Below are 21,439 nucleotides of genomic sequence, written 5' to 3' on the forward strand. Positions count from 1 at the left end.
GGCCGACGGGACACAGTCGCCCCCTCCCTCACCCGATCCCCCCGGGGGCGGGGGTCCCCTCCGGAGGGGCCGGGACAGAACACGAGCGGGTCCCCCGCCCGCCTGTCGGCGCCCGGGGCCCTTTCGTGTAAGGGTCCGCTAGCGGAGCTCGGTCGCCCGGGCCTCGCGGCGGTTGTTCCGGAAGGTGTTCACCCGCCGGGTGGTCGCGAACAGCGGGATGGTGGCCGCGAGCACGATCTGCAGGGCGCAGCCGGTCTGCAGCAGGGCCGCGCCGCCGGGGGCGTCGAAGGCCCAGGCCGCCAGCAGGCCCATCGCACCGACGATCCAGCTGAGCATCGCCACCGCGAGGACACCCCGCGGCTTGGGGTACTCGACCCGGCTCACCATCAGCCACGCCACCCCGATGATCGCCAGCAGCGTCGGGATGAACGGGAGCTCCAGCAGGACGATCGAGACGACCGTCAGCGCGCCGAAGGGGCTCGGCATGCCCTGGAACATGCCGTCCTTCATCGTCACGCAGCTGAATCTCGCGAGTCTGAGCACGACGGCGAGGAGCACCACGATCGCGGCGAGCGCCGACACCCGCTGGTGCGCGTCGTCGGCGACCATGCCGTAGACGAGCACGAAGTACGCGGGGGCCAGGCCGAAGCTGATCAGGTCGGACAGGTTGTCCAGCTCCGCACCCATCGGCGAACTGCGCAGCTTGCGCGCCACGAGCCCGTCGAAGAGGTCGAAGACCGCCGCGAGGAGCATCAGTATCACCGCGGTCGCGGCACTGTGACGCGCCATGCCCGTCTCGTCACTGCCCGTGAGGTGCGGGATGAGGATTCCGGTGGTCGTGAAGTACACCGCCATGAATCCGCAGGTCGCGTTCCCGAGGGTGAGGGTGTCCGCTATCGACAGCCGCAGCGAGAGGGGCATCTCCTCGCCGTCGGTCTCCTCCTCGGCCTCCGGGACCCAGCCCGTCTGGGGCTTGGGATGAGTCTCGGGATCAGTCACGGTCAATTCGAGTCACTCCCGCCGTGGTGGCCTGCCCGACCTCGACTGCGACCTCGACACCCTCGGGGAGGTAGATGTCGACGCGCGAGCCGAAGCGGATCAGGCCGATCCGCTCGCCCTGCTCCACCTTCGTGCCGGCCGGCAGGTACGGGACGATGCGCCGTGCGACCGCGCCCGCGATCTGCACCATCTCGATGTCGCCGAGCTCGGTGTCGAAGTGCCAGACAACGCGCTCGTTGTTCTCGCTCTCCTTGTTGAACGCCGGGACGAACCCGCCCGGGATGTGCTCCACGGACGTCACCGTGCCCGCGAGGGGCGCGCGGTTGACGTGGACGTTCAGCGGGCTCATGAAGATCGCGACCCGGGTGCGCCCGTCCTTCCACGGCATGATGCTCTGCACCACGCCGTCGGCGGGCGAGATGACGCGGCCCTGGCTGATCTCGCGCTCGGGGTCGCGGAAGAACCACAGCATGCCCGCCGCGAGCGCGGTGGTGGGCACGGCCGCCGCGGCCCAGCGCCCGGACTTGCGAGCCCGGGTCAGGCTGAGCGCCGCGGTGGCGACGGTCGGCAGAAGCCACGGCGATGCTCCGCGCGCGAGGCGTACACCGAGAAGGCTGTCGCGGTGTGCAGAGGTTTGGCTGTGGGGCATGGATGACCTTCGTAGCGGGTGATTGCCGCGCCGCAAACGGGGGGACGGGACGGCGGCTTTACTGGAATGCTATCGGTTGCGCGCAACAACTGGGCAAGCCAGAAGCCGAGTCGGTGGCCCGAAGCCAGTGACAGGCTGTGACCCTTTTGCGAAAAATCCGCGGATGTTCCGCTACAAAAGGGACTTTCAGCCCTGGAGCCGGTACTCCTCGAGCAGGCGTCGCCCAATGATCATTTTCTGGATCTCGGCCGTACCTTCGCCGATCAGCAGCATCGGCGCCTCACGGTAGAGACGCTCGATCTCGTACTCCTTGGAGAACCCGTATCCGCCGTGGATACGGAAGGCGTCCTCCACCACCTCCTTGCAGTATTCGGAGGCCAGGTACTTCGCCATCCCTGCTTCGAGGTCGTTTCGTTCCCCGGAGTCCTTTTTGCGTGCTGCGTTCACCATCATCGCATGAGCGGCCTCGACCTTGGTAGCCATCTCGGCCAGCTTGAACTGGATGGCCTGGTGCTGGGCGATCGGCTTGCCGAAAGTGTGACGTTGCTGGGCATACGAGACACCCAGTTCGAACGCACGCTGAGCGACGCCGCAGCCACGCGCCGCCACGTTCACGCGGCCGACCTCCACGCCGTCCATCATTTGGTAAAACCCTCGGCCGGTGGTCCCGCCGAGTACCCGATTGGCCGGAATGCGCAGTCCGTCCATGATGAGTTCGGTCGTGTCGACGCCCTTGTAGCCCATCTTGTCGATCTTGCCCGGGATGGTCAGGCCCGGACGGACCTCACCGAAGCCCGGCTCCTTCTCGACGAGGAAGGTCGTCATCGACTTGTGGGGGGCGCTGCCCTCCGGGTGTCCTTCGTCACTTCGCACCAGAACGGCCACGAGGGTCGAGGACCCGCCGTTCGTCAGCCACATCTTCTGGCCGTTCAGGACGTACTCGTCGCCGTCCTTGACCGCCTTCGACGTGATGGCCGACACGTCCGAGCCCAGACCCGGCTCGGACATCGAGAACGCGCCCCGCACCTCGCCCAGCGCCATCCGCGGGAGGAAGTGGTCCTTCTGCTCCTGCGTGCCGTGCTGCTTGAGCATGTACGCCACGATGAAGTGCGTGTTGATGATGCCCGAGACGGACATCCAGCCCCGCGCTATCTCCTCGACGCACAGCGCGTACGTGAGCAGCGACTCACCCAGGCCGCCGTACTCCTCCGGGATCATCAGGCCGAAGAGGCCGAGCTCCTTGAGGCCGTCGACGATCTGCTGCGGGTACTCGTCGCGGTGCTCCAGCTCGGTCGCGACCGGGATGATCTCCTTGTCGACGAACTCCCGGACGGTCTTCAGGATCTCCTGCTGAACGTCGGTCAGGCCGGCGGTCTGGGCGAGTCGTGCCATGGCTACTTCCCCTGTTCCTTCAGCTGGGGGCGGCCGGGCTGCTCGCCGCCGCGCTCCTTGATGTACGTCTCGGTCGGGACCATCACCTTGCGCCGGAAGACGCAGACGAGGGTGCCGTCCTGCTTGTAGCCCTTGGTCTCGACGTAGACGATCCCGCGGTCGTTCTTGGACTTCGAGGGGGTCTTGTCGAGGACCGTGGTCTCGCCGTAGATCGTGTCGCCGTGGAAGGTCGGCGCCACGTGGCGCAGCGACTCGATCTCCAGGTTGGCGATGGCCTTCCCGGAGACGTCCGGCACGGACATGCCGAGCAGGAGCGAGTAGATGTAGTTGCCCACGACGACGTTCTTGCCGAAGTCCGTGGTGTTCTCGGCGTAGTTCGTGTCCATGTGGAGCGGGTGGTGGTTCATGGTGAGCAGACAGAAGAGATGATCGTCGTACTCGGTGACGGTCTTTCCGGGCCAGTGCTTGTAGACAGCGCCGACCTCGAACTCTTCGTACGTGCGTCCGAACTGCATGGCCCTACGCCTCCGGGATCTCGAACTTGGTGGTGCGCTGCATGCCCGCGGCGCGGCCCTTGCCGGCGATGACCAGGGCCATCTTGCGGCTGGCCTCGTCGATCATCTCGTCGCCGAGCATCGCGGAGCCCTTCTTGCCGCCGGCCTCCGAGGTGCACCAGTCGTACGCGTCGAGGATCAGCTCGGCGTGGTCGTAGTCCTCCTGCGAGGGCGAGAAGACCTCGTTGGCGGCATCGACCTGGCCGGGGTGCAGGACCCACTTGCCGTCGAAGCCCAGTGCGGCGGCGCGGCCCGCGACCTCGCGGTAGGCGTCCACGTCGCGGATCTGGAGGAAGGGGCCGTCGATCGCCTGGAGGTTGTGCATGCGGGCCGCCATCAGGATCCGCATCAGGATGTAGTGGTACGCGTCCGCCGGGTAGCCGGGCGGCTGCATGCCCACGACCAGGGACTTCATGTTGATCGACGCCATGAAGTCGGCCGGGCCGAAGATGATCGTCTCCAGCCGCGGGGAGGCGGCGGCGATCTCGTCGACGTTGACCAGGCCCTTGGCGTTCTCGATCTGCGCCTCGATGCCGATCTTGCCGACCTCGAAGCCCATGGTCTTCTCGATCTGCGTCAGCAGCAGGTCCAGGGCGACGACCTGCTGGGCGTCCTGCACCTTCGGCAGCATGATGCAGTCGAGGTTCTGGCCCGCGCCCTCGACGACCGTGACGACGTCGCGGTAGGTCCAGTGGGTGGTCCAGTCGTTGACGCGCACGACCCGCGTCTTGCCGGTCCAGTCGCCGTTGTTCAGCGCGTCCACGATCGTGTGGCGCGCGCCCTCCTTGGCCAGCGGCGCGCAGGCGTCCTCGAGGTCCAGGAAGACCTGGTCGGCCGGCAGACCCTGGGCCTTCTCCAGGAAGCGCGGGTTCGAACCCGGCACCGCGAGGCAGGAGCGACGCGGGCGAAGGCGGTTCACCGGGTGGACTGGCGTGGTCATGCGGGGACCTCCGTGCTGATCAGGGGGCTGAGCTTGTTGGCCTTGCGGATCTCGTCGACGATACGTCCGATGATCTCGGTGATGCCGAAGTCCTTCGGCGTGAAGACGGCGGCGACTCCGGCCGCCTTGAGCGTCACGGCGTCGGCGTTCGGAATGATGCCTCCGACGATGACGGGGATGTCAACCGCCCCCGCCTTGCGGAGGCGTTCGAGGACATCCGGGACGAGCGCGCAGTGCGAGCCGGACAGGATGGACAGTCCCACGCAGTGCACGTCCTCGGCCAGCGCCGCAGAGGAGATCTCCTCCGGCGTCAGCCGGATGCCCTGGTAGACCACCTCGAAGCCCGCGTCGCGGGCCCGGACGGCGATCTGCTCGGCACCGTTGGAGTGGCCGTCCAGGCCGGGCTTGCCGACCAGCAGGCGCAGCCGGCCCGAGCCGAGCTCGTCGGCCGTGCGCGCCACCTTCTCGCGGACGAGCGCCATCGGCGTGCCCGCCTCGGCGGTGACCGCCACCGGGGCCGAGGAGACCCCGGTGGGGGCCCGGAACTCCCCGAAGACCTCGCGCAGCGCACCGGCCCACTCGCCCGTGGTGACGCCCGCCCTGGCGCACTCCAGGGTGGCCTCCATCAGGTTCTCGTCGCCGGCCGCGGCGTCCTTCAGGCGCTCGAGCGCCTGCCGGGTGGTCGGGAAGACGAACGGATCGCCGTTGCCCTGCCGGTCCGAGGACTCCTCGCGCTCGGCCCGCCAGCGGCCGATCCGCTCCACGATCGTGGCCTCCACCGCCCCGTCCACCGTCATGATCGCGGTGTCCAGGTCGGCGGTGAGCGGGTTCTCCTCGGTCTGCTGGAAGCAGTTCACGCCGACGATCTTGTCCTCGCCGGCCTCGATCCGGGCGCGCCGCTCGGCGTGCGAGGAGACGAGCTGGGACTTCAGGTAGCCGGACTCGACGGCGGCCATGGCGCCGCCCATCTCCTGGATCCGGTCGATCTCGGCCAGGCAGTCGGCGACCAGGGAGTCGACTTTGGCCTCGATGACGTGGGATCCGGCGAAGATGTCCTCGTACTCCAGCAGGTCGCTCTCGTGGGCGAGGACCTGCTGGATGCGCAGAGACCACTGCTGGTCCCAGGGCCGGGGCAGGCCCAGGGCCTCGTTCCAGGCGGGCAGCTGCACGGCGCGGGCGCGGGCGTCCTTGGAGAGGGTCACCGCGAGCATCTCCAGCACGATGCGCTGGACGTTGTTCTCCGGCTGCGCCTCGGTCAGGCCCAGGGAGTTGACCTGGACGCCGTAACGGAAGCGGCGCTGCTTCGCGTCCTCGATGCCGTAGCGCTCCTTGGTGACCTTTTCCCAGATGCGGCCGAAGGCGCGCATCTTGCACATCTCCTCGATGAAGCGGACGCCCGCGTTCACGAAGAACGAGATGCGGGCGACGACCTCCCCGAAGCGCTCGGCGGGGACCTGGCCCGAGTCGCGGACCGAGTCCAGCACGGCGATCGCCGTGGACATCGCGTACGAGATCTCCTGGACCGGCGTGGCGCCCGCCTCCTGCAGGTGGTAGCTGCAGATGTTGATCGGGTTCCACTTCGGGATGTGGTTGACCGTGTACGCGATCATGTCCGTCGTCAGGCGCAGGCTCGGCCCGGGCGGGAAGACGTGCGTCCCGCGGGAGAGGTACTCCTTGACGATGTCGTTCTGGGTGGTGCCCTGGAGCTTGGAGATGTCCGCGCCCTGCTCCTCGGCGGCAACCTGGTAGAGCGCCAGCAGCCACATGGCGGTGGCGTTGATCGTCATCGAGGTGTTCATCTGTTCCAGGGGGATGTCCTGGAACAGCCGCCGCATGTCGCCCAGATGGGAGACCGGGACCCCGACCCGGCCGACCTCGCCGCGGGCGAGGATGTGGTCGGGGTCGTACCCGGTCTGCGTGGGCAGGTCGAACGCCACCGACAGGCCCGTCTGGCCCTTGGCGAGGTTGCGGCGGTACAGCTCGTTGGACGCCTCGGCCGTGGAGTGGCCGGCGTACGTCCGCATGAGCCACGGACGGTCCTTCTGGCGCTCTGTCATCTCAGGCTGTCCCTTTGGCCCTTGAACGGTCTCAGATGTTGCGGAAGCGGTTGATCGCGTCGAGGTGCGTCGCGCGCATCTCGTGGTCGCGCACGCCGAGGCCCTCCTCGGGCGCCAGCGCGAGCACGCCGACCTTGCCCTGGTGGAGGTTGCGGTGGACGTCGTACGCGGCCTGGCCGGTCTCCTCCAGGGAGTAGACCTTCGACAGGGTGGGGTGGATCTTGCCCTTGGCGATCAGGCGGTTGGCCTCCCAGGCCTCGCGGTAGTTCGCGAAGTGCGAGCCGACGATCCGCTTGAGCGACATCCACAGGTAGCGGTTGTCGTACTCGTGCATGTAGCCCGAGGTCGAGGCGCAGGTCGTGATGGTGCCGCCCTTGCGGGTGACGTAGACGCTCGCACCGAAGGTCTCGCGGCCGGGGTGCTCGAAGACGATGTCGATGTCCTCGCCGCCGGTCAGCTCGCGGATGCGCTTGCCGAAGCGCTTCCACTCCTTCGGGTCCTGGGTGTGCTCGTCCTTCCAGAACTTGTACCCCTCGGCGTTGCGGTCGATGACCGCCTCCGCGCCCATCGAGCGGCAGATGGCCGCCTTCTCGGGGCTGGAGACCACGCAGATCGGGTTGGCTCCGCCGGCCAGCGCGAACTGGGTGGCGTACGAGCCGAGGCCGCCGCTGGCGCCCCAGATCAGGACGTTGTCGCCCTGCTTCATGCCGGCGCCGTTGCGGGAGACCAGCTGGCGGTAGGCGGTGGAGTTGACCAGGCCGGGGGAGGCGGCCTCCTCCCAGCTGAGGTGGTCCGGCTTCGGCATCAGCTGGTTGGACTTGACGAGCGCGATCTCCGCCAGGCCGCCGAAGTTGGTCTCGAAGCCCCAGATGCGCTGCTCGGGGTCGAGCATCGTGTCGTTGTGGCCGTCCGAGGACTCCAGCTCGACGGAGAGGCAGTGCGCGACGACCTCGTCGCCCGGCCTCCAGGCGTTGACGCCGGGGCCGGTGCGCAGGACCACGCCCGCGAGGTCGGAGCCGATGACGTGGTACGGCAGGTCGTGGCGCTTGGAGAGCTCCGACAGGCGCCCGTAGCGCTCCAGGAAGTTGAAGGTGGACACCGGCTCGAAGATCGAGGTCCACACGGAGTTGTAGTTGACCGACGAGGCCATCACGGCCACCAGGGCCTCGCCCGGGCCCAGTTCGGGCAGCGGGACCTGGTCGAGGTGCAGCGACTTGCGCGGGTCCTTCTCGCGGGTGGTGAGCCCGGCGAACATCTCCGCCTCGTCCTTGTGCACGGTGATCGCGCGGTACGAGTCGGGGAGCGGCAGGGCTGCGAAGTCTTCGGCCGTGGCGGCCTGCGACTGGATCGCGTCCAGGATGTCCTTCACGGTGGTGCCTCCGGCGGTGAGCGTCGAGGGAAACGCTGGGGAGAGTGCTGAGGGAGCGTCTGCGGGTGGTGCGGGGCGGGGCAGGTGCAGCTGTGCCGTCGGTCCGGCGGTGCGGTGGTGCGGGAGTGGTGCAGGCAGGCGCTGTGATGGGCGCGCGTGCGGCCTGGTGACGCAGGCCGTCCGGGGCGCGTTCCGCTGCGTGGTGACAGGGACCGCGGGGACATCCGGACGACTTCAACGTATGGCACCCCGTGTCACTCGGCAAGGCACTGCGTGCCAAAACTTTCTCTCATTTGCCGATTGACCTGCGCAGATGAGCGATGATCGATCAGAGTTACCCGCGAGTAGGGGCAAGCTGGACAAACGCCAGTGGCCGCTCCCCGAACGGGAGCGGCCACTGTGACGTACGTTGCTTTCTGCGGTTGTGCGCTCTTCCTGCGGTGCGCCTACCGGTTCTTGAGCGCCTGCTCGATGGTCCGCATGACCTCGTCCAGCGGGGCGTCCGTACGGGCCACCGCCACCAGCACCTCGCCCTCGGTCCGCACGGCCGCGGGCCCGGGCTCGCCGGCGGACGCGGCGCCCGCGCCCTGCGTGCGGCCCGCCCCGATCCCCGAGCCGAAGGTCTTGCGCACGATCCCGAACGCGTGGTCGAGCTGCGATTCCACGTCTCCCTGGCCGCCCGCCCGCAGCCAGCGCCGCAGTACGTGGTTGTGGGCCGTCACGACCGCCGACGCGGCCACCTCGGCCAGCAGCGGGTCGTCGTTGCCGTCGTGGTGGTCGTGCTCGTCGAAGTGGGCCAGCAGATAGCGCGTGAACAGCCGCTCGTAGCGGGCCACCGACGCGATCTCCCGCTCGCGCAGCGTCGGCACCTCGCGGGTGAGCCGGTACCGCTCCACGGACACCGCGGGCGACGCGGCGTACATCTTCATGACTTCCTTGATCCCGCGGCACACGGTGTCGAGCGGGTGCTCGTGCGCCGGAGCGGCGTCGAGCACGGCCTCGGCGCGGGTCAGGGTGTCGTCGTGGTCCGGGAAGATCGCCTCTTCCTTGGAGCGGAAGTGGCGGAAGAAGGTCCGGCGGGCCACACCGGCGGCCGCGGCGATCTCGTCCACCGTCGTCGCCTCGTACCCCTTCGTCGCGAACAGCTCCATGGCGGCAGCTGCGAGCTCGCGGCGCATCTTGAGCCGCTGGGCGGCGGCACGGGTACCCGCGGCGGTTTCCGGGGCGTCGGGCGCACCGGCACGGGAGATCTTGGCGGACTGGGACATAAGGCGAACGTACTGCATGGGAGCAGGGGGGTGCGCCTGCGGGGGTGGATGCGGGGGAGGGCCCGCACTGGGCTCGGGAGGGTTTCCCCGCCGTGAGGGTCCGGCGGAGCCGAGCAGCCCTCCCCACGCATCCAGCTCGTGGGCGCCGGGATCAGCGCCGGGCGTACTCACGGAATCCGCGGCCGGTCTTCCGGCCCAGGCAGCCCGCCGCCACCAGGTGCTCCAGCAGTGCGGAGGGGGCCAGCCCCGGGTCGCGGAACTCCTTGTGGAGCACCTTCTCGATGGCCAGCGAGACATCGAGGCCGACCACGTCGAGCAGTTCGAACGGGCCCATCGGGTAGCCGCCGCCCAGCTTCATCGCCGCGTCGATCTCGTCGAGGCTCGCGTAGTGCTCCTCGACCATCTTGATGGCGTTGTTCAGGTACGGGAACAGCAGCGCGTTCACGATGAAGCCAGCGCGGTCCCCGCAGTCCACCGGGTGCTTGCGGACCTTCGTGCACACCTCGCGGACCGTGGCGTGGACGTCGTCGGCCGTCAGGACCGTACGGACCACCTCGACCAGCTTCATCGCCGGCGCCGGGTTGAAGAAGTGCATGCCGATCACGTCCTGCGGCCGCGACGTGGCGCGGGCGCAGGCGATCACGGGCAGCGAGGAGGTGGTCGTCGCGAGCACCGCACCCGGCTTGCAGATCTTGTCGAGGGCCGCGAACAGCTCCTGCTTGACGGCCAGGTCCTCGGCCACGGCCTCCACGGCCAGGTCCACGTCGGCGAAGGCCTCCAGGGAACCGGCCGGGCTGATCCGGGCCAGGGTCTCCTCGCGCGCCTCGGCCGTCAGCCGGCCGCGGTCGACCTGGCGGGCCAGCGACTTGCCGATCACGGCCTTGGCCGCGTCCGCCTTCTCCTGGCTGCGGGCGGCCAGCACGACCTGGTAACCGGCCTGGGCGAAGACCTGCGCGATGCCGCCGGCCATGGTGCCGGAGCCCGCCACGCCGACCGAGGACACCGTGCGGCCCGCACCGGCACCCGTGTCGCCGAGGGGGGTCTGCGCGTCGCGCACCACCGTGGCGCCGCCCGGGGCGTCGTACGTGTAGAACCCGCGGCCCGACTTGCGGCCTGTCAGCCCCGCCTCGGCGAGGTGGCCCAGGATCGGCGCGGGAGCGTGCAGGCGGTCCCCGGAGGCGGTGTACATGGCCTCCAGGACCGTGCGCGCGGTGTCCACGCCGATCAGGTCGAGCAGGGCCAGCGGGCCCATCGGCAGGCCGCAGCCCAGCCGCATGGCCGCGTCGATGTCCTCGCGCGAGGCGTACTTCGACTCGAACATCGCGGCGGCCTGGTTGAGGTAGCCGAAGAGCAGGCCGTCCGCGACGAAACCGGGGCGGTCGCCCGCCGCGACGGGCTCCTTGCCCAGGTCGCGGGCGAGCCCGGTGACGGCCTCCACGACCGGCGGGGCCGTGAGCACCGAGGAGACGATCTCGACCAGCTTCATCGCCGGGGCCGGGTTGAAGAAGTGCACGCCGACCACGCGCTCGGGCCGCTGCGACTCGGCGGCCAGCCGGGTCACGGACAGGGCGTTGGTGCCGGTGGCCAGGATGGTGTCCGGCCGCACGATGGCGTCCAGCGCGGCGAAGACCTGCTGCTTGAGCGCGTAGTCCTCCGGGACCACCTCGATCACGAGGTCGGCGTGGGCCGCGGCCTGGAGGTCGGTGAAGGTGCGGAAGCGGGAGAGCACGTCCTGCCGCTCCTGCTCCGTGAGGCGCTCGCGGGTCACCGACCGGGCGGTGGCGGCCTCCAGGGCCGAGACGGCGCGGCGGGCGGCGGCCTCGCTGACGTCGATGCCGATGACCTCGCGGCCGGCCCGGGCGAGGACCTCGGCGATGCCGGCGCCCATGGTGCCGAGGCCGACGACGGCGATGGTGGTGAGCGGACTGGGCGGAGTGGACTGACGGTCCATCGCGGGACTCCAGTGGAAGATGAGGGTGACGGCTGAGGGGCGCACGAAGGCACGAAGGCACGAAGGCACAGAGGCGTACGAGGGCACAGGGGCCCGGTACGGCACGGAGGAGCACGGAGGTGCGAAGGCACGCAGTGCGAGGTACACGGGCGCACGGGCAGCGGGGCTCAGGCGCACGGACACGCGATGCGTGCGACACGTACGGCACGCACGGCAGGTGAAAGATGCCGCAATGCAGAGAGAAGGCGTTGTGGCATGGACGACTGGCTCTGTCCCGGAGCCGCGTCGTACGGACAATGCCGAACCGAACGTCACTCGCGGCGGCTGCGTCACCAGGCCGCCTCAAGTACCCGGTCCCCGGCCACGGGTAGTGGCCGCGAGGACTCGATGAGGCGAGATTAACCCGGCAGTAACCAGAGCGCCAGGGGGCCGGCCCGCCCGATCCGTGTGATCTGCGCCGCGCCCCCGCCGCCCGCACCTACCCTGGCCGCGTGGACGAGCGAGACGAGCAACCGGCAGCCCTGCACGGGCGGGTACGGGCCGAGGCCGCCCGTGAGGGGCAGGCGGCGGCCGCACGCTGCGCCCGCCTGCTGGACGGGGCGGACGCGGACGAACTGGCCGGGGCCCTCACCGAGGCCGGGCAGCCGCTGTGGGCCCGCGAGGCGGCGGCGTTCCGGCTCGGGTGTGCCGGGGACGTCCGGGCCTTCGAGGCGCTCGTCCTGCTGCTGAACCACCGGGACCCGCCCCGGTGCGCCGCCGCCGCGTACGCCCTGGCCCGGCTCGGCGACCCGCGCACCGCCCGCGCCGCGGCCGCACTCGCGACGAACGGCCTGCGCACCGCGTACGCCCTCCAGCCCGTCCGGCTGCTGGCGCACCTGCGCGCCCCCGAGTCGGCGCCCGCCCTGATCGCGACCCTCCGGCGGCTGCTGTCCCCGCACGAGCCGTACTGGCGGGTGGCCCTGGCCTGCGTGGAGGGCCTGGGCGACCTGGCCGACCCGCGCGCCCGCGACGTCCTCACCGCCGCCCAGGCCCACCCCCGCCTCGCCGAAGCGGCCACGGCCTCCCTGCGCCGCCTGCCCTGAGGGGGCGGCGCGAGCCGGACAGGGGGCTCAGGCCCGCGTCAATGCGAACGCCTCGATCTCGATCAGGAGCTCCGGGCGGACCAGCGCCGAGACCTGGACCGCCGAGGAGGCCGGCAGCCGGGCGGGGGTCAGGAAGGCGTCCCGGGCCTCCCGGACCGCCGGGAGGTACGCCATGTCCGTCACGAAGTACGTCAGCTTCACGACGTCGTCGAAGGTCGCCCCCGCAGCCTCCAGGCAGCGCCGCAGGTTCTCGAACACCTGCCGTGCCTGCGCCCCCGGGTCCCCGGCACCGACGACCTCGCCCTCCTCGTCGAAGGCGCACTGCCCCGAGACGGCGACGAACCGGCCCGTTCCCCAGACGACGTGGCTGTACTGGGGAGACGGGCTGACGCCCGCGGGCGCGGGCACGTGGGTGAGGTGATCCGTAGTCATGCGGACATCCTCACCCACCGCCCGCGCCGCGCCGCGCCCCGTCAGGGACGGAAGCCCAGCAGACCGTGCAGCGCCGCGCCGCCCGCCGAGGGAGCGGCCGCGCGGGTCGCCGGTACCGGCTTCGGCTCCGGCGGCGCCGCACACACCGCGGTGCCCTCCTTCGGCAGCGTGCCCGAGGCCAGATAGTCCGTCACATGGCGGTCCAGGCAGGTGTTGCCGCTCAGCGAGATGCCGTGGTTGCCGCCGCCCTCCTCCACCACCAGCGCCGAACCCGCCAGCTTCTCCCGCATCGTCACGGCGCCCTCGAACGGCGTCGCCGCATCGTCCGTCGCCTGGAGCAGCAGCGCCGGCGGCAGCTGGTCGTTCGCCACGTCCGGCGTCTCCAGCGGACCGGTCTTCCAGAACGCGCACGGAGCGTTGTACCAGGCGTTGTTCCAGGTCATGAAGGGCGCCTTCGCGTGCGTCGCCCACATGTCCCGGCGCCACACGTTCCAGTCCCGCGGCCACGCCGAGTCCCGGCACTGGACCGCGCTGTACACGCTGTAGCTGTTGCCCGCCGCCGGGTCCACCGCGCCGAACCGCTCGAACGCGGCCACCAGCGGCTTCGGGTCCCGCTTGACGGCGTACGCCGCGAAGGCCTCCGCCAGCTGCGGCCAGTAGCCGTTGTAGTAGCCGCCGGGCAGGTACGTGTCCTCCAGCTCGGCCGGGCCGACCTTGCCGCCCGCCGGCTCCTGCCGCAGTTCCCCCCGCATCCCGTACCAGGCGTCCTCGATCCGCGCCGGATCGGTGCCCAGCCCGTACGTCGCGTCGTGGCGCGCCACCCAGGCCAGGAAGGCCTTGTGGCGGGCGTCGAACGCCTGGTCCTGGGCGAGGTTGTCCCCGTACCAGACCCCCGAGGGGTCCACCACGGAGTCCAGCACCAGCCGCCGCACGTGCTGCGGGAACAGCTTCGCGTACACCGCGCCCAGATAGGTCCCGTACGAGTAGCCGAAGTAGTTGATCCGGGGTGCGCCGAGCGCCCGGCGGATCAGGTCGAGGTCGCGCGCCGTGCTGACCGTGTCGACGTACGGCAGGACGTCCCCGTGCAGCCGCGCGCACTCCTCGGCGAAGCCGCGGACCCGTTCGAGGTTCGCCTGCTCGTCCGCCCAGTCCGCCGGCACCGGGTCCGGCCGTACCGGCGCGAAGTGGCCCTTCCCGCAGTTGAGCGCCGGCTCGCTCTTGCCCACGCCGCGGGGGTCGAAGCCGATCACGTCGTACTGCTCCGCCACCTTCTTCGGCAGCGAAGAGGCCACGAACCCGGCGAGGCTGCGGCCGCTGCCCCCGGGGCCGCCGGGGTTGACCAGCAGCGGGCCCTGGGACGTCTTCCCGGTGTGCGGGACCCGCGACAGCGCCAGCGAGATCCGGCGGCCGCCCGGCTGCGCGTGGTCCAGCGGCACGCTCAGCGAGGCGCACTGGAGCGTCGGGTACCGGGTGGTCGCGCAGTTCTTCCACGCGAGCGCCACCGCCGGTCTGGCGGGGCCGGCGCCGGCCGCCCCTGCCGCACCTGCCGCACCGGCCGGCGCGGACGTGACCGTCCCCGCCAGCACCGTGGCGATCGACAACAGAACTGCTGCGCGCTTCTTCATCAGGCCTCCCAGCCGCTGGGTCTGGCCGGAATCGTCCCGGAAATGATCCGCAGAAGGGGGGAATTGTGGGGACCATTGGCCCGATTTGATGATGCTTCAGTACTCCGGAGCGCCCTGCGGCCCCTGCGGGTCCGCCCGCTCGCGCAGCCGCGTACCGGCCCCCGGATTTGGGACCCCGTGCCGGAGATGGTTGGCTTGCCGCCGACCCCCGAAGTCGAGCGTTCACAAGTGCTGGAGGAACAGGTATGGCGCAGGTCGAGGCCACCACTGAGCGGATCATCGCGGCCGACGCGGAGACCGTCTTCGACGCGCTCGCGGACTACAGCGGCACCCGCTCCAAGGTGCTCCCCGAGCACTTCAGCGAGTACGAGGTGCGCGAGGGCGGCGACGGCGAGGGCACCCTGGTCCACTGGAAGCTCCAGGCCACCAGCAAGCGCATCCGGGACTGCCTGCTCGAGGTCACCGAGCCCACCGACGGTCAGCTCGTCGAGAAGGACCGCAACTCCTCGATGGTGACCACCTGGACGGTCACCCCGGCCGGCGAGGGCCGCTCCCGCGCCGTGGTCTCCACCGTCTGGAACGGCGCCGGCGGCATCGGCGGCTTCTTCGAGAAGACCTTCGCCCCCAAGGGACTCGGGCGCATCTACGACGCCCTGCTGGCCAATCTGGCCGCCGAACTGGAGAAGTGATCCTTCACCGGATCGAGTGGATTGTGCGGCCCGCCCGGGCCGCCGGGGCCCGCGGGCCGTCCGGCGCCCGGGCGGGCCGCGGCACGTGACGCAACCGCCCGCCGGTCCGCCCGGTCCGCCGGGGGCGCACGCCCCCGCGCCCTGCGCCCGCATTGCCCCCGGCGACGCGCCCGCAATGCCCCTCCCCGCGGCAGGTCACCGCCTAGGGTGAGGGAGCTGCCGCTGCGGCGGGCAGCTCGTCCGCGCACCGAACGGGGGCCCGATGAAGATCCTCATCTCCGCCGACATGGAGGGCGCCACGGGGGTGACCTGGCCCGCCGACGTGCTCCCGGGCACGGCGCAGTGGGAGCGCTGCCGGTCGATGTTCACCTCCGACGTCAACGCCGCCGCCCTCGGCTTCTTCGACGGCGGTGCCGACGAGGTGCTGGTCAACGAAGCCCACTGGACCATGCGCAACCTGCTGCTGGAGCGCCTCGACGAGCGCGTCGAGATGCTCACCGGCCGCCACAAGTCCCTCTCCATGGTCGAGGGCGTCCAGCACGGCGACGTCGACGGCATCGCCTTCGTCGGCTACCACACCGGGGCCGGCACCGAGGGCGTGCTCGCCCACACCTACCTCGCGAACTCCATCACCGGCGTCTGGGTCAACGGCACCCGCGCAAGCGAGGGCCTGCTCAACTCCCATGTCGTCGCCGAGTACGGCGTCCCGGTGGTCCTCGTCACCGGAGACGACCTGACCTGCGCCGACGCCCGCGGATACGCGCCGCACGCCCGCACGGTCGCCGTCAAGGACCACGTGTCCCGCTACGCCGCGGTGTGCCGCCCGCCCGCCCGTACCGCCACCGAGATCCGTGCCGCCGCCAAGGAGGCCGCGGGCCTCGCCGTCCGTCACGAGCCGGTGCACGGGGGCCCGTTCAGCGTCGTACTCGAATTCGACGCCGAGCACCTGTCCGCCGCGGCCACGGTCGTTCCCGGGGTCGAGCGCACCGGGGAGCGGCGGGTCGCGTACACCAGCGGGACGATGTACGAGGGGATTCGCACCTTCAAGGCGGTCACGACGATCGTCTCCGCGGCCGTGGAGGAGCAGTATGGCTGACATGTACCCCCCAGAGCAGGAGCTGCCGGACGCCGTGGACGCGACGGCCCTCGACGAGGTCGTGGAGTTCACCTCCGGCCTGATCCGGATCGACACGACCAACCGCGGCGGCGGCGACTGCCGGGAACGCCCCGCCGCCGAGTACGTCGCCGAGCGCCTCGCGCAGGCAGGGCTGGAACCCGTCCTGCTGGAGCGCACCCAGGGCCGCACCAACGTCGTCGCCCGGATCGGGGGCACCGACCCCTCGGCCGACGCGCTGCTCGTGCACGGGCACCTCGACGTGGTCCCCGCCGAGCCCTCCGAGTGGAGCGTGCACCCCTTCTCCGGCGAGGTCCGCGACGGCGTGGTCTGGGGCCGCGGCGCGGTGGACATGAAGAACATGGACGCGATGGTCCTGTCCGTCGTACGCGCCTGGGCCCGGGCCGGGGTCCGGCCGCGCCGGGACATCGTGATCGCGTACACCGCCGACGAGGAGGACAGCGCCGTCGACGGTTCGGACTTCCTGGCCGAGCGGCACCCGGGCCTCTTCGAGGGCTGTACGGAAGGCCTGAGCGAATCGGGGGCCTTCACCGTCCACCCCGCCCCCGGGATGGCGCTCTACCCGATCGCGGCGGGCGAGCGCGGCACCGCCTGGCTCAAACTGACCGCGCACGGCACGGCGGGCCACGGCTCCAAGCCGAACCGGGCCAACGCCGTCGGCAGGCTCGCGCACGCCGTGGCCCGCATCGGGGACCACCGGTGGCCGGTGCGGCTGACGCCCACCGTCCGCGCCGCGCTCTCCGCGCTCGGCGCGGTGCACGGGATCCCGGCCGACCCGGCGGACCCGGACTTCGACCTCGACGCGTTCCTGAAGAAGCTGGGACCGGCCGCCGCCCTGGTCGAGGCGACCATCCGCAACAGCGCCAACCCGACCGTGATCGAAGCCGGGTACAAGATCAACGTCATCCCGGGGCGGGCCACGGCCTACGTCGACGGGCGGGTCCTGCCCGGCGGCGAGGAGGAGTTCCGCACCACCCTCGACGAGCTCACCGGCCCGGACGTCGACTGGGAGTTCCACCACCGCGAGGTGGCGCTGGAGGCCCCGGTCGACTCGCGGACGTACGGGATCCTGCGCGCGGCCGTGGAGCGCTTCGACCCGTACGGGCACGTGGTGCCGTTCTGCATGGCCGGCGGTACCGACGCCAAGCAGTTCTCCCGCCTCGGCATCACCGGCTACGGCTTCTCCCCGCTCAAGCTGCCGCCCGGGTTCGACTACTGGTCGCTGTTCCACGGGGTCGACGAGCGCGTTCCCGTCGACGCCCTGCACTTCGGCGTGCGGGTGCTCGACCACGCCCTGCGCACGCTGTAGGAGCCCGCGCGGGCCGGAAGGACCGGCAGGACCGGCAGGACCGGAAGAAGGGGACGTGACGATGGCGCCCACGGGGCCGTACGGCAGCTGGCCGTCGCCGATCGACGCCGCGCTCGCGGCCGGGTACGACGGCCGGCCCGAATACCTGGGGACGGTCGGCGAGGAGGTCTGGTGGACCGAGCCCCGGCCGGCCGAGGGCGGCCGCCGGGCCCTGGTCCGCAGACGGCCGGACGGCCGTGAGGAAACGGTGCTGCCGGCGCCGTGGAGCGTACGCAGCCGGGTGGTCGAGTACGGCGGCCGGCCCTGGGCCGGGTACCTGGCCGGGGACGCCGGTCCGGTGGTGCTCTTCACGGACTTCGCCGACCAGCGGCTGTACGCGTACGAACCCGATTCCGCCGCTGCCGCCGGGGCCGCGGCGCGGGAGCCGCGGCCGCTCACCCCCCTCTCGGCGGTCGGCGGGGGGCTGCGCTGGGCCGACCCGGTGCCGCGGCCCGAACTCGGCGAGGTGTGGTGCGTCCTGGAGGAGTTCACCGGGCCCGGGCCGACCGCGGTGCGCCGGGTGCTGGCGGCCGTACCGCTGGACGGCTCGGCGGCGGACGACCGCGGCGCGGTGCGGGAGCTCACGGACGACCGGCACCGCTTCACGACCGGGCCGGCGCTCTCGCCGGACGGGCGGCGGGCGGCCTGGGTGGTGTGGGACCACCCGCGGATGCCGTGGGACGGCAGTGAGCTGAAGGTGGCGGAGGTGACGCCCGAAGGTGCGCTGGCGGGGGTGCGGACCGTCATGGGCGGGCCCGGGGAGTCGGTGGCGCAGGCGGGCTGGGCGACGGACGGCACCCTGCTGGCGGTGAGCGACCGCAGCGGCTGGTGGAACCTCCACCGGGTCGACCCGGACACCGGGGAGGCGGTGGGACTGTGCCCGCGCGAGGAGGAGTTCGGCGGGGCGCTGTGGAAGACGGGACTGCGCTGGTTCGCGCCGCTGGACGGCGGGCTGGTCGCGGTCCTGCACGGGCGCGGCGCGTCCGTGCTGGGGGTGCTCGACGCGGCGACCGGCGACCTGGTGGACGCGGCGGGCCCGTGGACCTCGTGGCAGCCGGCCCTCGCGGCCTACGGCACCCGGGTGGCCGGGGTCGCGGCCAGCCCGCGCAGTGCGTACGAGGTGGTGGAGCTGGACACGGCGACCGGGCGGACCCGGGTGATCGGCGCCCGCGGGGTGGATCCGGTCGATCCGGCGTACTACCCGGAACCGCAGAGCCGCACCTTCACCGGGCCCGACGACCGGGAGATCCACGCGCTGGTGTACCCGCCGCACCACCCGGTGCTGGCCGCGCCCGCCGACGAGCTGCCGCCGTACGTGGTGTGGGCGCACGGCGGCCCCACGGCGCACGTGGAGCCGGTGCTCGACCTGCACATCGCGTACTTCACCTCGCGGGGCATCGGGGTGGCGGAGGTCAACTACGGCGGGTCCACCGGGTACGGGCGGGCCTACCGGGAGCGGCTGCGCGAGCAGTGGGGGGTGGTCGACGTCGAGGACTGCGCGGCCGTGGCCCGCGCGCTGGCCGCCGAGGGGACGGCCGACCCGGCGCGGCTGGCGATCCGCGGCGGCAGCGCGGGGGGCTGGACCACGGCGGCCTCGCTCGCCGCGACGGACCTCTACGCCTGCGGGACGATCATCTACCCGGTGCTGGACGTCGCCGGGATCGCGCAGGAGACGCACGACCTGGAATCGCGGTACCTGCCGGACATGGCGGCCCGGCGCGGCGAGCGCTCGCCCGTGGCGCGGGCGGACCAGATCAAGGTGCCCTTCCTGCTGCTCCAGGGGCTGGACGACGCCGTGTGCCCGCCGGCGCAGGCGGAACGCTTCCTGGAGCGGATGGCGGGCCGCGGGGTCCCGCACGCGTACGTCGCCTTCGAGGGCGAGGGGCACGGCTTCCGGCGGGCGGACACCATGGTGCGGGCACTGGAGGCGGAGCTGTCGCTGTACGTGCAGACCTTCGGGCTCGACCGGACGGACATCCCGGGGCTGGAGCTGGGGATGTGAGCGGGTGCTGCGGGTGCCGTTGCGGCGGGAGGCGGCGCGGGTTGACGTGTGACGGTGCACGATGACATGTGCCACTGCACGGGGCGGCGGGTGTGCCTGCTCGACCGCGAACGCCGCGCTCTCCCGGGTGTGGTCCTCCCTGACGAGCGCCCCGCTCCCGCGCGCGTACGACTTCCGCATGCGTCCCCCGTCCCCCTGACCCCCGTCCCCCTGACCCCCGTCCCCCTGACCCCCTGACCCCCTGCCCCCTGACCCGCTGACCCTGCCCCCCGGGTCAGGCGCGGCAGAGGATCTCGCCGTGCAGCACCGAGAACCAGCCGTCCTCCGCGGCGCCCCACGTGCGCCACCCCGCCGCGATGCGGTCCAGGCCGTCCGCTGTCGCGTGGCCGCCCGCCATCGCGGTGGAGGCGTACGACGAGCCGGTCGTACGGTCCGCCCACAGCCCGCTCCACCACGTCCGCTCCTCCGGCGTGGCGAAGCACCACGCGCCGGCCGAGGAGGCGACGGACGCGAAGCCCGCCTCCAGGGCCCATGCGCGCAGCCGGCGTCCGGCGTCGGGCTCGCCGCCGTTCGCGCGGGCCACCCGCTCGTACAGGTCCAGCCACTCGTCCAGCACGGGCGTCCGCGGGTACCACGTCATGGCCGCGTAGTCCGCGTCGCGCGCCGCCACGATGCCGCCGGGCCTGCACACCCGGCGCATCTCGCGCAGCGCCTGCACCGGGTCGCCCACGTGCTGGAGCACCTGGTGGGCGTGGACGACGTCGAAGGAGTCGTCCGGGAAGTCCAGCGCGTGGACGTCCGCGACGCCGAACTCGATGTCCGTCAGCCCGCGCTCCCGGGCGTGGGCCTGCGCCTGCCCGACCACGTCCGGCGCGTGGTCCACTGCGGTGACGCGTCCCGGTGCGACCCGTTCGGCCAGGTCGGCCGTGATGGTGCCGGGGCCGCAGCCGACGTCCAGGACGGACATGCCCGGACGGAGCTCGCCGATCAGGTAGCCGGCGGAGTTGGCCGCCGTACGCCACCGGTGCGAGCGGAGCACCGACTCGTGGTGTCCGTGGGTGTAGACGGCGGTCTCCCGGTGTGCGGCGGTGCTCATGGCGGCGGCTCCCTCTCGTCGTGACCCCGGAGGTCGGGTGTGGTCCCACGGTAGAGGCTCATGTCGCAATCTGAGATGTGCGTTTTGACATGTGGACACCAGTGTTGCCCTGCAAGGGGATTGGGGTCGCCGGTGGCGAGGAAAACCGGGTGCGAGGACAGTGGGACGAGAGGGGTTCGGCGCGGGGGAAGAGGATGGTGGGACCCGTGGGAGACGCACTGCTGGACCGGCACTCCGAAGCGCTCGCGCTGTTCGGCGGCCTCGTGCACGCCGTGGCCGACGATCAGTGGGACCGCCCGACCCCGTGCACCGAGTGGACCGTGCGGGACCTGGTCAACCACGTCACGGGCGAGCAGCGCTGGATACCGCCGCTGGTCACCGAGGGCCGTACGGTCGCCGAGGTCGGCGACGCGCTGGAGGGCGACCTGCTGGGCGACGACCCCGCCGGCGCCTGGGACCGGGCCGCGGCCGGCGCCTCGGCCGCCTTCGCGGCGCCCGGCGCACTGGACCGCACGGTCAAGCTCAGCTACGGCCCGGCGCTCGGCTCGGCGTACTGCTCGGAACTCACCGCGGACGCGGTCGTGCACGCCTGGGACCTCGCGCGCGGGATCGGCGCCGACGACCGGCTGCCTCCCGGGCTCGTCGAGTTCTCGATCAAGGAGGTCATGCCGTACGCGGACGGGCTCGCGGCGAGCGGGATGTACGCAGCCCCGCTGGACGTGCCGCCGGGCGCCGACGCCCAGACCCGGCTGCTGGCCCTGGTCGGACGGAAGGGGTGACCCGGCGCGACCTGACGGCGCGAAACAGGCGCGAAACATAGTATTTATCCGTATAAAGGGGCAATAGAGAGT

At 71.6% G+C, this 21,439-nt stretch carries 18 protein-coding genes; 6 read left to right on the forward strand and 12 right to left on the reverse strand.

Going from position 1 to position 21,439, the window contains the following annotated elements; translation table 11 throughout:
• Positions 1-138: 138 nt before the first annotated feature.
• The 9 genes from pssA to ACZ7H1_RS00045 all read right to left on the reverse strand — a co-directional run bounded on the left by pssA (position 139) and on the right by ACZ7H1_RS00045 (position 11,179).
• Positions 139-1,005: a CDP-diacylglycerol--serine O-phosphatidyltransferase gene (gene pssA / locus ACZ7H1_RS00005; protein WP_470782319.1), complete on the reverse strand. Its 867-nt coding sequence runs from the start codon at positions 1,003-1,005 to the stop codon at positions 139-141.
• Positions 992-1,648 carry a phosphatidylserine decarboxylase gene (locus ACZ7H1_RS00010; protein ID WP_470782320.1) on the reverse strand — a complete coding sequence of 219 codons (657 nt, stop codon included), beginning with the start codon at positions 1,646-1,648 and terminating at the stop codon, positions 992-994. Before ACZ7H1_RS00010 ends, pssA begins: the two co-directional genes overlap by 14 nt.
• 186 nt (positions 1,649-1,834) lie before the next feature.
• On the reverse strand, positions 1,835-3,040 hold the full coding sequence (locus ACZ7H1_RS00015) for an acyl-CoA dehydrogenase family protein (protein ID WP_470782322.1): 1,206 nt from the start codon (positions 3,038-3,040) through the stop codon (positions 1,835-1,837).
• 2 nt (positions 3,041-3,042) lie between these two features.
• Positions 3,043-3,555, reverse strand: a complete 513-nt coding sequence (locus tag ACZ7H1_RS00020) for a MaoC family dehydratase (RefSeq protein WP_470782323.1) — start codon at positions 3,553-3,555, stop codon at positions 3,043-3,045.
• Positions 3,556-3,559: 4 nt separating this feature from the next.
• The gene (locus ACZ7H1_RS00025; RefSeq protein ID WP_030027416.1) at positions 3,560-4,534 is read right to left on the reverse strand and encodes an HpcH/HpaI aldolase/citrate lyase family protein; all 975 of its coding nucleotides are present in this window, start codon (positions 4,532-4,534) and stop codon (positions 3,560-3,562) included.
• Positions 4,531-6,591 (reverse strand): protein meaA, encoded by a 2,061-nt coding sequence (locus tag ACZ7H1_RS00030; protein WP_470782324.1) that lies wholly within the window; start codon positions 6,589-6,591, stop codon positions 4,531-4,533. The genes ACZ7H1_RS00025 and ACZ7H1_RS00030 overlap by 4 nt, the downstream gene beginning before the upstream one ends.
• A gap of 31 nt (positions 6,592-6,622) precedes the next feature.
• Positions 6,623-7,960 (reverse strand): crotonyl-CoA carboxylase/reductase, encoded by a 1,338-nt coding sequence (ccrA, locus tag ACZ7H1_RS00035; protein ID WP_470782325.1) that lies wholly within the window; start codon positions 7,958-7,960, stop codon positions 6,623-6,625.
• 446 nt (positions 7,961-8,406) lie between these two features.
• On the reverse strand, positions 8,407-9,228 hold the full coding sequence (locus ACZ7H1_RS00040) for a TetR family transcriptional regulator (protein WP_470782326.1): 822 nt from the start codon (positions 9,226-9,228) through the stop codon (positions 8,407-8,409).
• A 151-nt stretch (positions 9,229-9,379) separates the two neighbouring features.
• Positions 9,380-11,179, reverse strand: a complete 1,800-nt coding sequence (locus ACZ7H1_RS00045; RefSeq protein WP_470782327.1) for a 3-hydroxyacyl-CoA dehydrogenase family protein — start codon at positions 11,177-11,179, stop codon at positions 9,380-9,382.
• Between the two features lie 491 nt (positions 11,180-11,670).
• Here ACZ7H1_RS00045 and ACZ7H1_RS00050 point away from each other — a divergent pair, with 491 nt between their 5' ends.
• Entirely contained in the window at positions 11,671-12,261 is a 591-nt protein-coding gene (locus ACZ7H1_RS00050; protein ID WP_470782328.1) for an adenylosuccinate lyase, read from the forward strand.
• Between the two features lie 27 nt (positions 12,262-12,288).
• Here the strand turns inward: ACZ7H1_RS00050 and ACZ7H1_RS00055 are convergent, their stop codons facing one another.
• Complete coding sequence (locus ACZ7H1_RS00055) at positions 12,289-12,693, reverse strand: RidA family protein (RefSeq protein WP_470782330.1); 405 nt, start codon at positions 12,691-12,693, stop codon at positions 12,289-12,291.
• Between the two features lie 41 nt (positions 12,694-12,734).
• Positions 12,735-14,318, reverse strand: a complete 1,584-nt coding sequence (locus ACZ7H1_RS00060) for an alpha/beta hydrolase (protein WP_470782331.1) — start codon at positions 14,316-14,318, stop codon at positions 12,735-12,737.
• Positions 14,319-14,563: 245 nt separating this feature from the next.
• On the opposite strand from ACZ7H1_RS00060, the gene ACZ7H1_RS00065 reads away from it, so the two are divergent.
• The 4 genes from ACZ7H1_RS00065 to ACZ7H1_RS00080 all read left to right on the forward strand — a co-directional run bounded on the left by ACZ7H1_RS00065 (position 14,564) and on the right by ACZ7H1_RS00080 (position 19,492).
• Positions 14,564-15,007: an SRPBCC family protein gene (locus ACZ7H1_RS00065; RefSeq protein ID WP_470782332.1), complete on the forward strand. Its 444-nt coding sequence runs from the start codon at positions 14,564-14,566 to the stop codon at positions 15,005-15,007.
• Between the two features lie 262 nt (positions 15,008-15,269).
• Positions 15,270-16,103 (forward strand): M55 family metallopeptidase, encoded by an 834-nt coding sequence (locus ACZ7H1_RS00070; RefSeq protein WP_470782334.1) that lies wholly within the window; start codon positions 15,270-15,272, stop codon positions 16,101-16,103.
• 1 nt (position 16,104) lies between these two features.
• Entirely contained in the window at positions 16,105-17,451 is a 1,347-nt protein-coding gene (locus ACZ7H1_RS00075; protein ID WP_470782744.1) for a M20/M25/M40 family metallo-hydrolase, read from the forward strand.
• A gap of 61 nt (positions 17,452-17,512) precedes the next feature.
• Complete coding sequence (locus ACZ7H1_RS00080) at positions 17,513-19,492, forward strand: prolyl oligopeptidase family serine peptidase (protein ID WP_470782745.1); 1,980 nt, start codon at positions 17,513-17,515, stop codon at positions 19,490-19,492.
• Positions 19,493-19,766: 274 nt separating this feature from the next.
• On the opposite strand, the gene ACZ7H1_RS00085 is transcribed toward ACZ7H1_RS00080, so the two are convergent.
• Complete coding sequence (locus tag ACZ7H1_RS00085; RefSeq protein ID WP_470782335.1) at positions 19,767-20,588, reverse strand: class I SAM-dependent methyltransferase; 822 nt, start codon at positions 20,586-20,588, stop codon at positions 19,767-19,769.
• Between the two features lie 206 nt (positions 20,589-20,794).
• On the opposite strand from ACZ7H1_RS00085, the gene ACZ7H1_RS00090 reads away from it, so the two are divergent.
• A complete protein-coding gene (locus ACZ7H1_RS00090; protein WP_470782336.1) occupies positions 20,795-21,367 on the forward strand; it encodes a TIGR03086 family metal-binding protein in 573 nt (190 codons plus the stop codon).
• The last annotated feature ends 72 nt before the right edge of the window (positions 21,368-21,439 follow it).

The sequence above is a fragment of the Streptomyces sp. NPDC037401 genome, from assembly GCF_055602345.1.

What these genes read in the sequence shown, in the direction of transcription:
- ACZ7H1_RS00010 (WP_470782320.1), bottom strand. Translation starts at nt 1,648, where the DNA reads ATGCCCCACAGCCAAACCTCTGCACACCGCGACAGCCTTCTCGGTGTA.
- ACZ7H1_RS00015 (WP_470782322.1), bottom strand. Translation starts at nt 3,040, where the DNA reads ATGGCACGACTCGCCCAGACCGCCGGCCTGACCGACGTTCAGCAGGAG.
- ACZ7H1_RS00020 (WP_470782323.1), bottom strand. Translation starts at nt 3,555, where the DNA reads ATGCAGTTCGGACGCACGTACGAAGAGTTCGAGGTCGGCGCTGTCTAC.
- ACZ7H1_RS00025 (WP_030027416.1), bottom strand. Translation starts at nt 4,534, where the DNA reads ATGACCACGCCAGTCCACCCGGTGAACCGCCTTCGCCCGCGTCGCTCC.
- ACZ7H1_RS00030 (WP_470782324.1), bottom strand. Translation starts at nt 6,591, where the DNA reads ATGACAGAGCGCCAGAAGGACCGTCCGTGGCTCATGCGGACGTACGCC.
- ACZ7H1_RS00040 (WP_470782326.1), bottom strand. Translation starts at nt 9,228, where the DNA reads ATGTCCCAGTCCGCCAAGATCTCCCGTGCCGGTGCGCCCGACGCCCCG.
- ACZ7H1_RS00045 (WP_470782327.1), bottom strand. Translation starts at nt 11,179, where the DNA reads ATGGACCGTCAGTCCACTCCGCCCAGTCCGCTCACCACCATCGCCGTC.
- ACZ7H1_RS00055 (WP_470782330.1), bottom strand. Translation starts at nt 12,693, where the DNA reads ATGACTACGGATCACCTCACCCACGTGCCCGCGCCCGCGGGCGTCAGC.
- ACZ7H1_RS00060 (WP_470782331.1), bottom strand. Translation starts at nt 14,318, where the DNA reads ATGAAGAAGCGCGCAGCAGTTCTGTTGTCGATCGCCACGGTGCTGGCG.
- ACZ7H1_RS00065 (WP_470782332.1), top strand. Translation starts at nt 14,564, where the DNA reads ATGGCGCAGGTCGAGGCCACCACTGAGCGGATCATCGCGGCCGACGCG.
- ACZ7H1_RS00070 (WP_470782334.1), top strand. Translation starts at nt 15,270, where the DNA reads ATGAAGATCCTCATCTCCGCCGACATGGAGGGCGCCACGGGGGTGACC.
- ACZ7H1_RS00075 (WP_470782744.1), top strand. Translation starts at nt 16,105, where the DNA reads ATGTACCCCCCAGAGCAGGAGCTGCCGGACGCCGTGGACGCGACGGCC.
- ACZ7H1_RS00080 (WP_470782745.1), top strand. Translation starts at nt 17,513, where the DNA reads ATGGCGCCCACGGGGCCGTACGGCAGCTGGCCGTCGCCGATCGACGCC.
- ACZ7H1_RS00085 (WP_470782335.1), bottom strand. Translation starts at nt 20,588, where the DNA reads ATGAGCACCGCCGCACACCGGGAGACCGCCGTCTACACCCACGGACAC.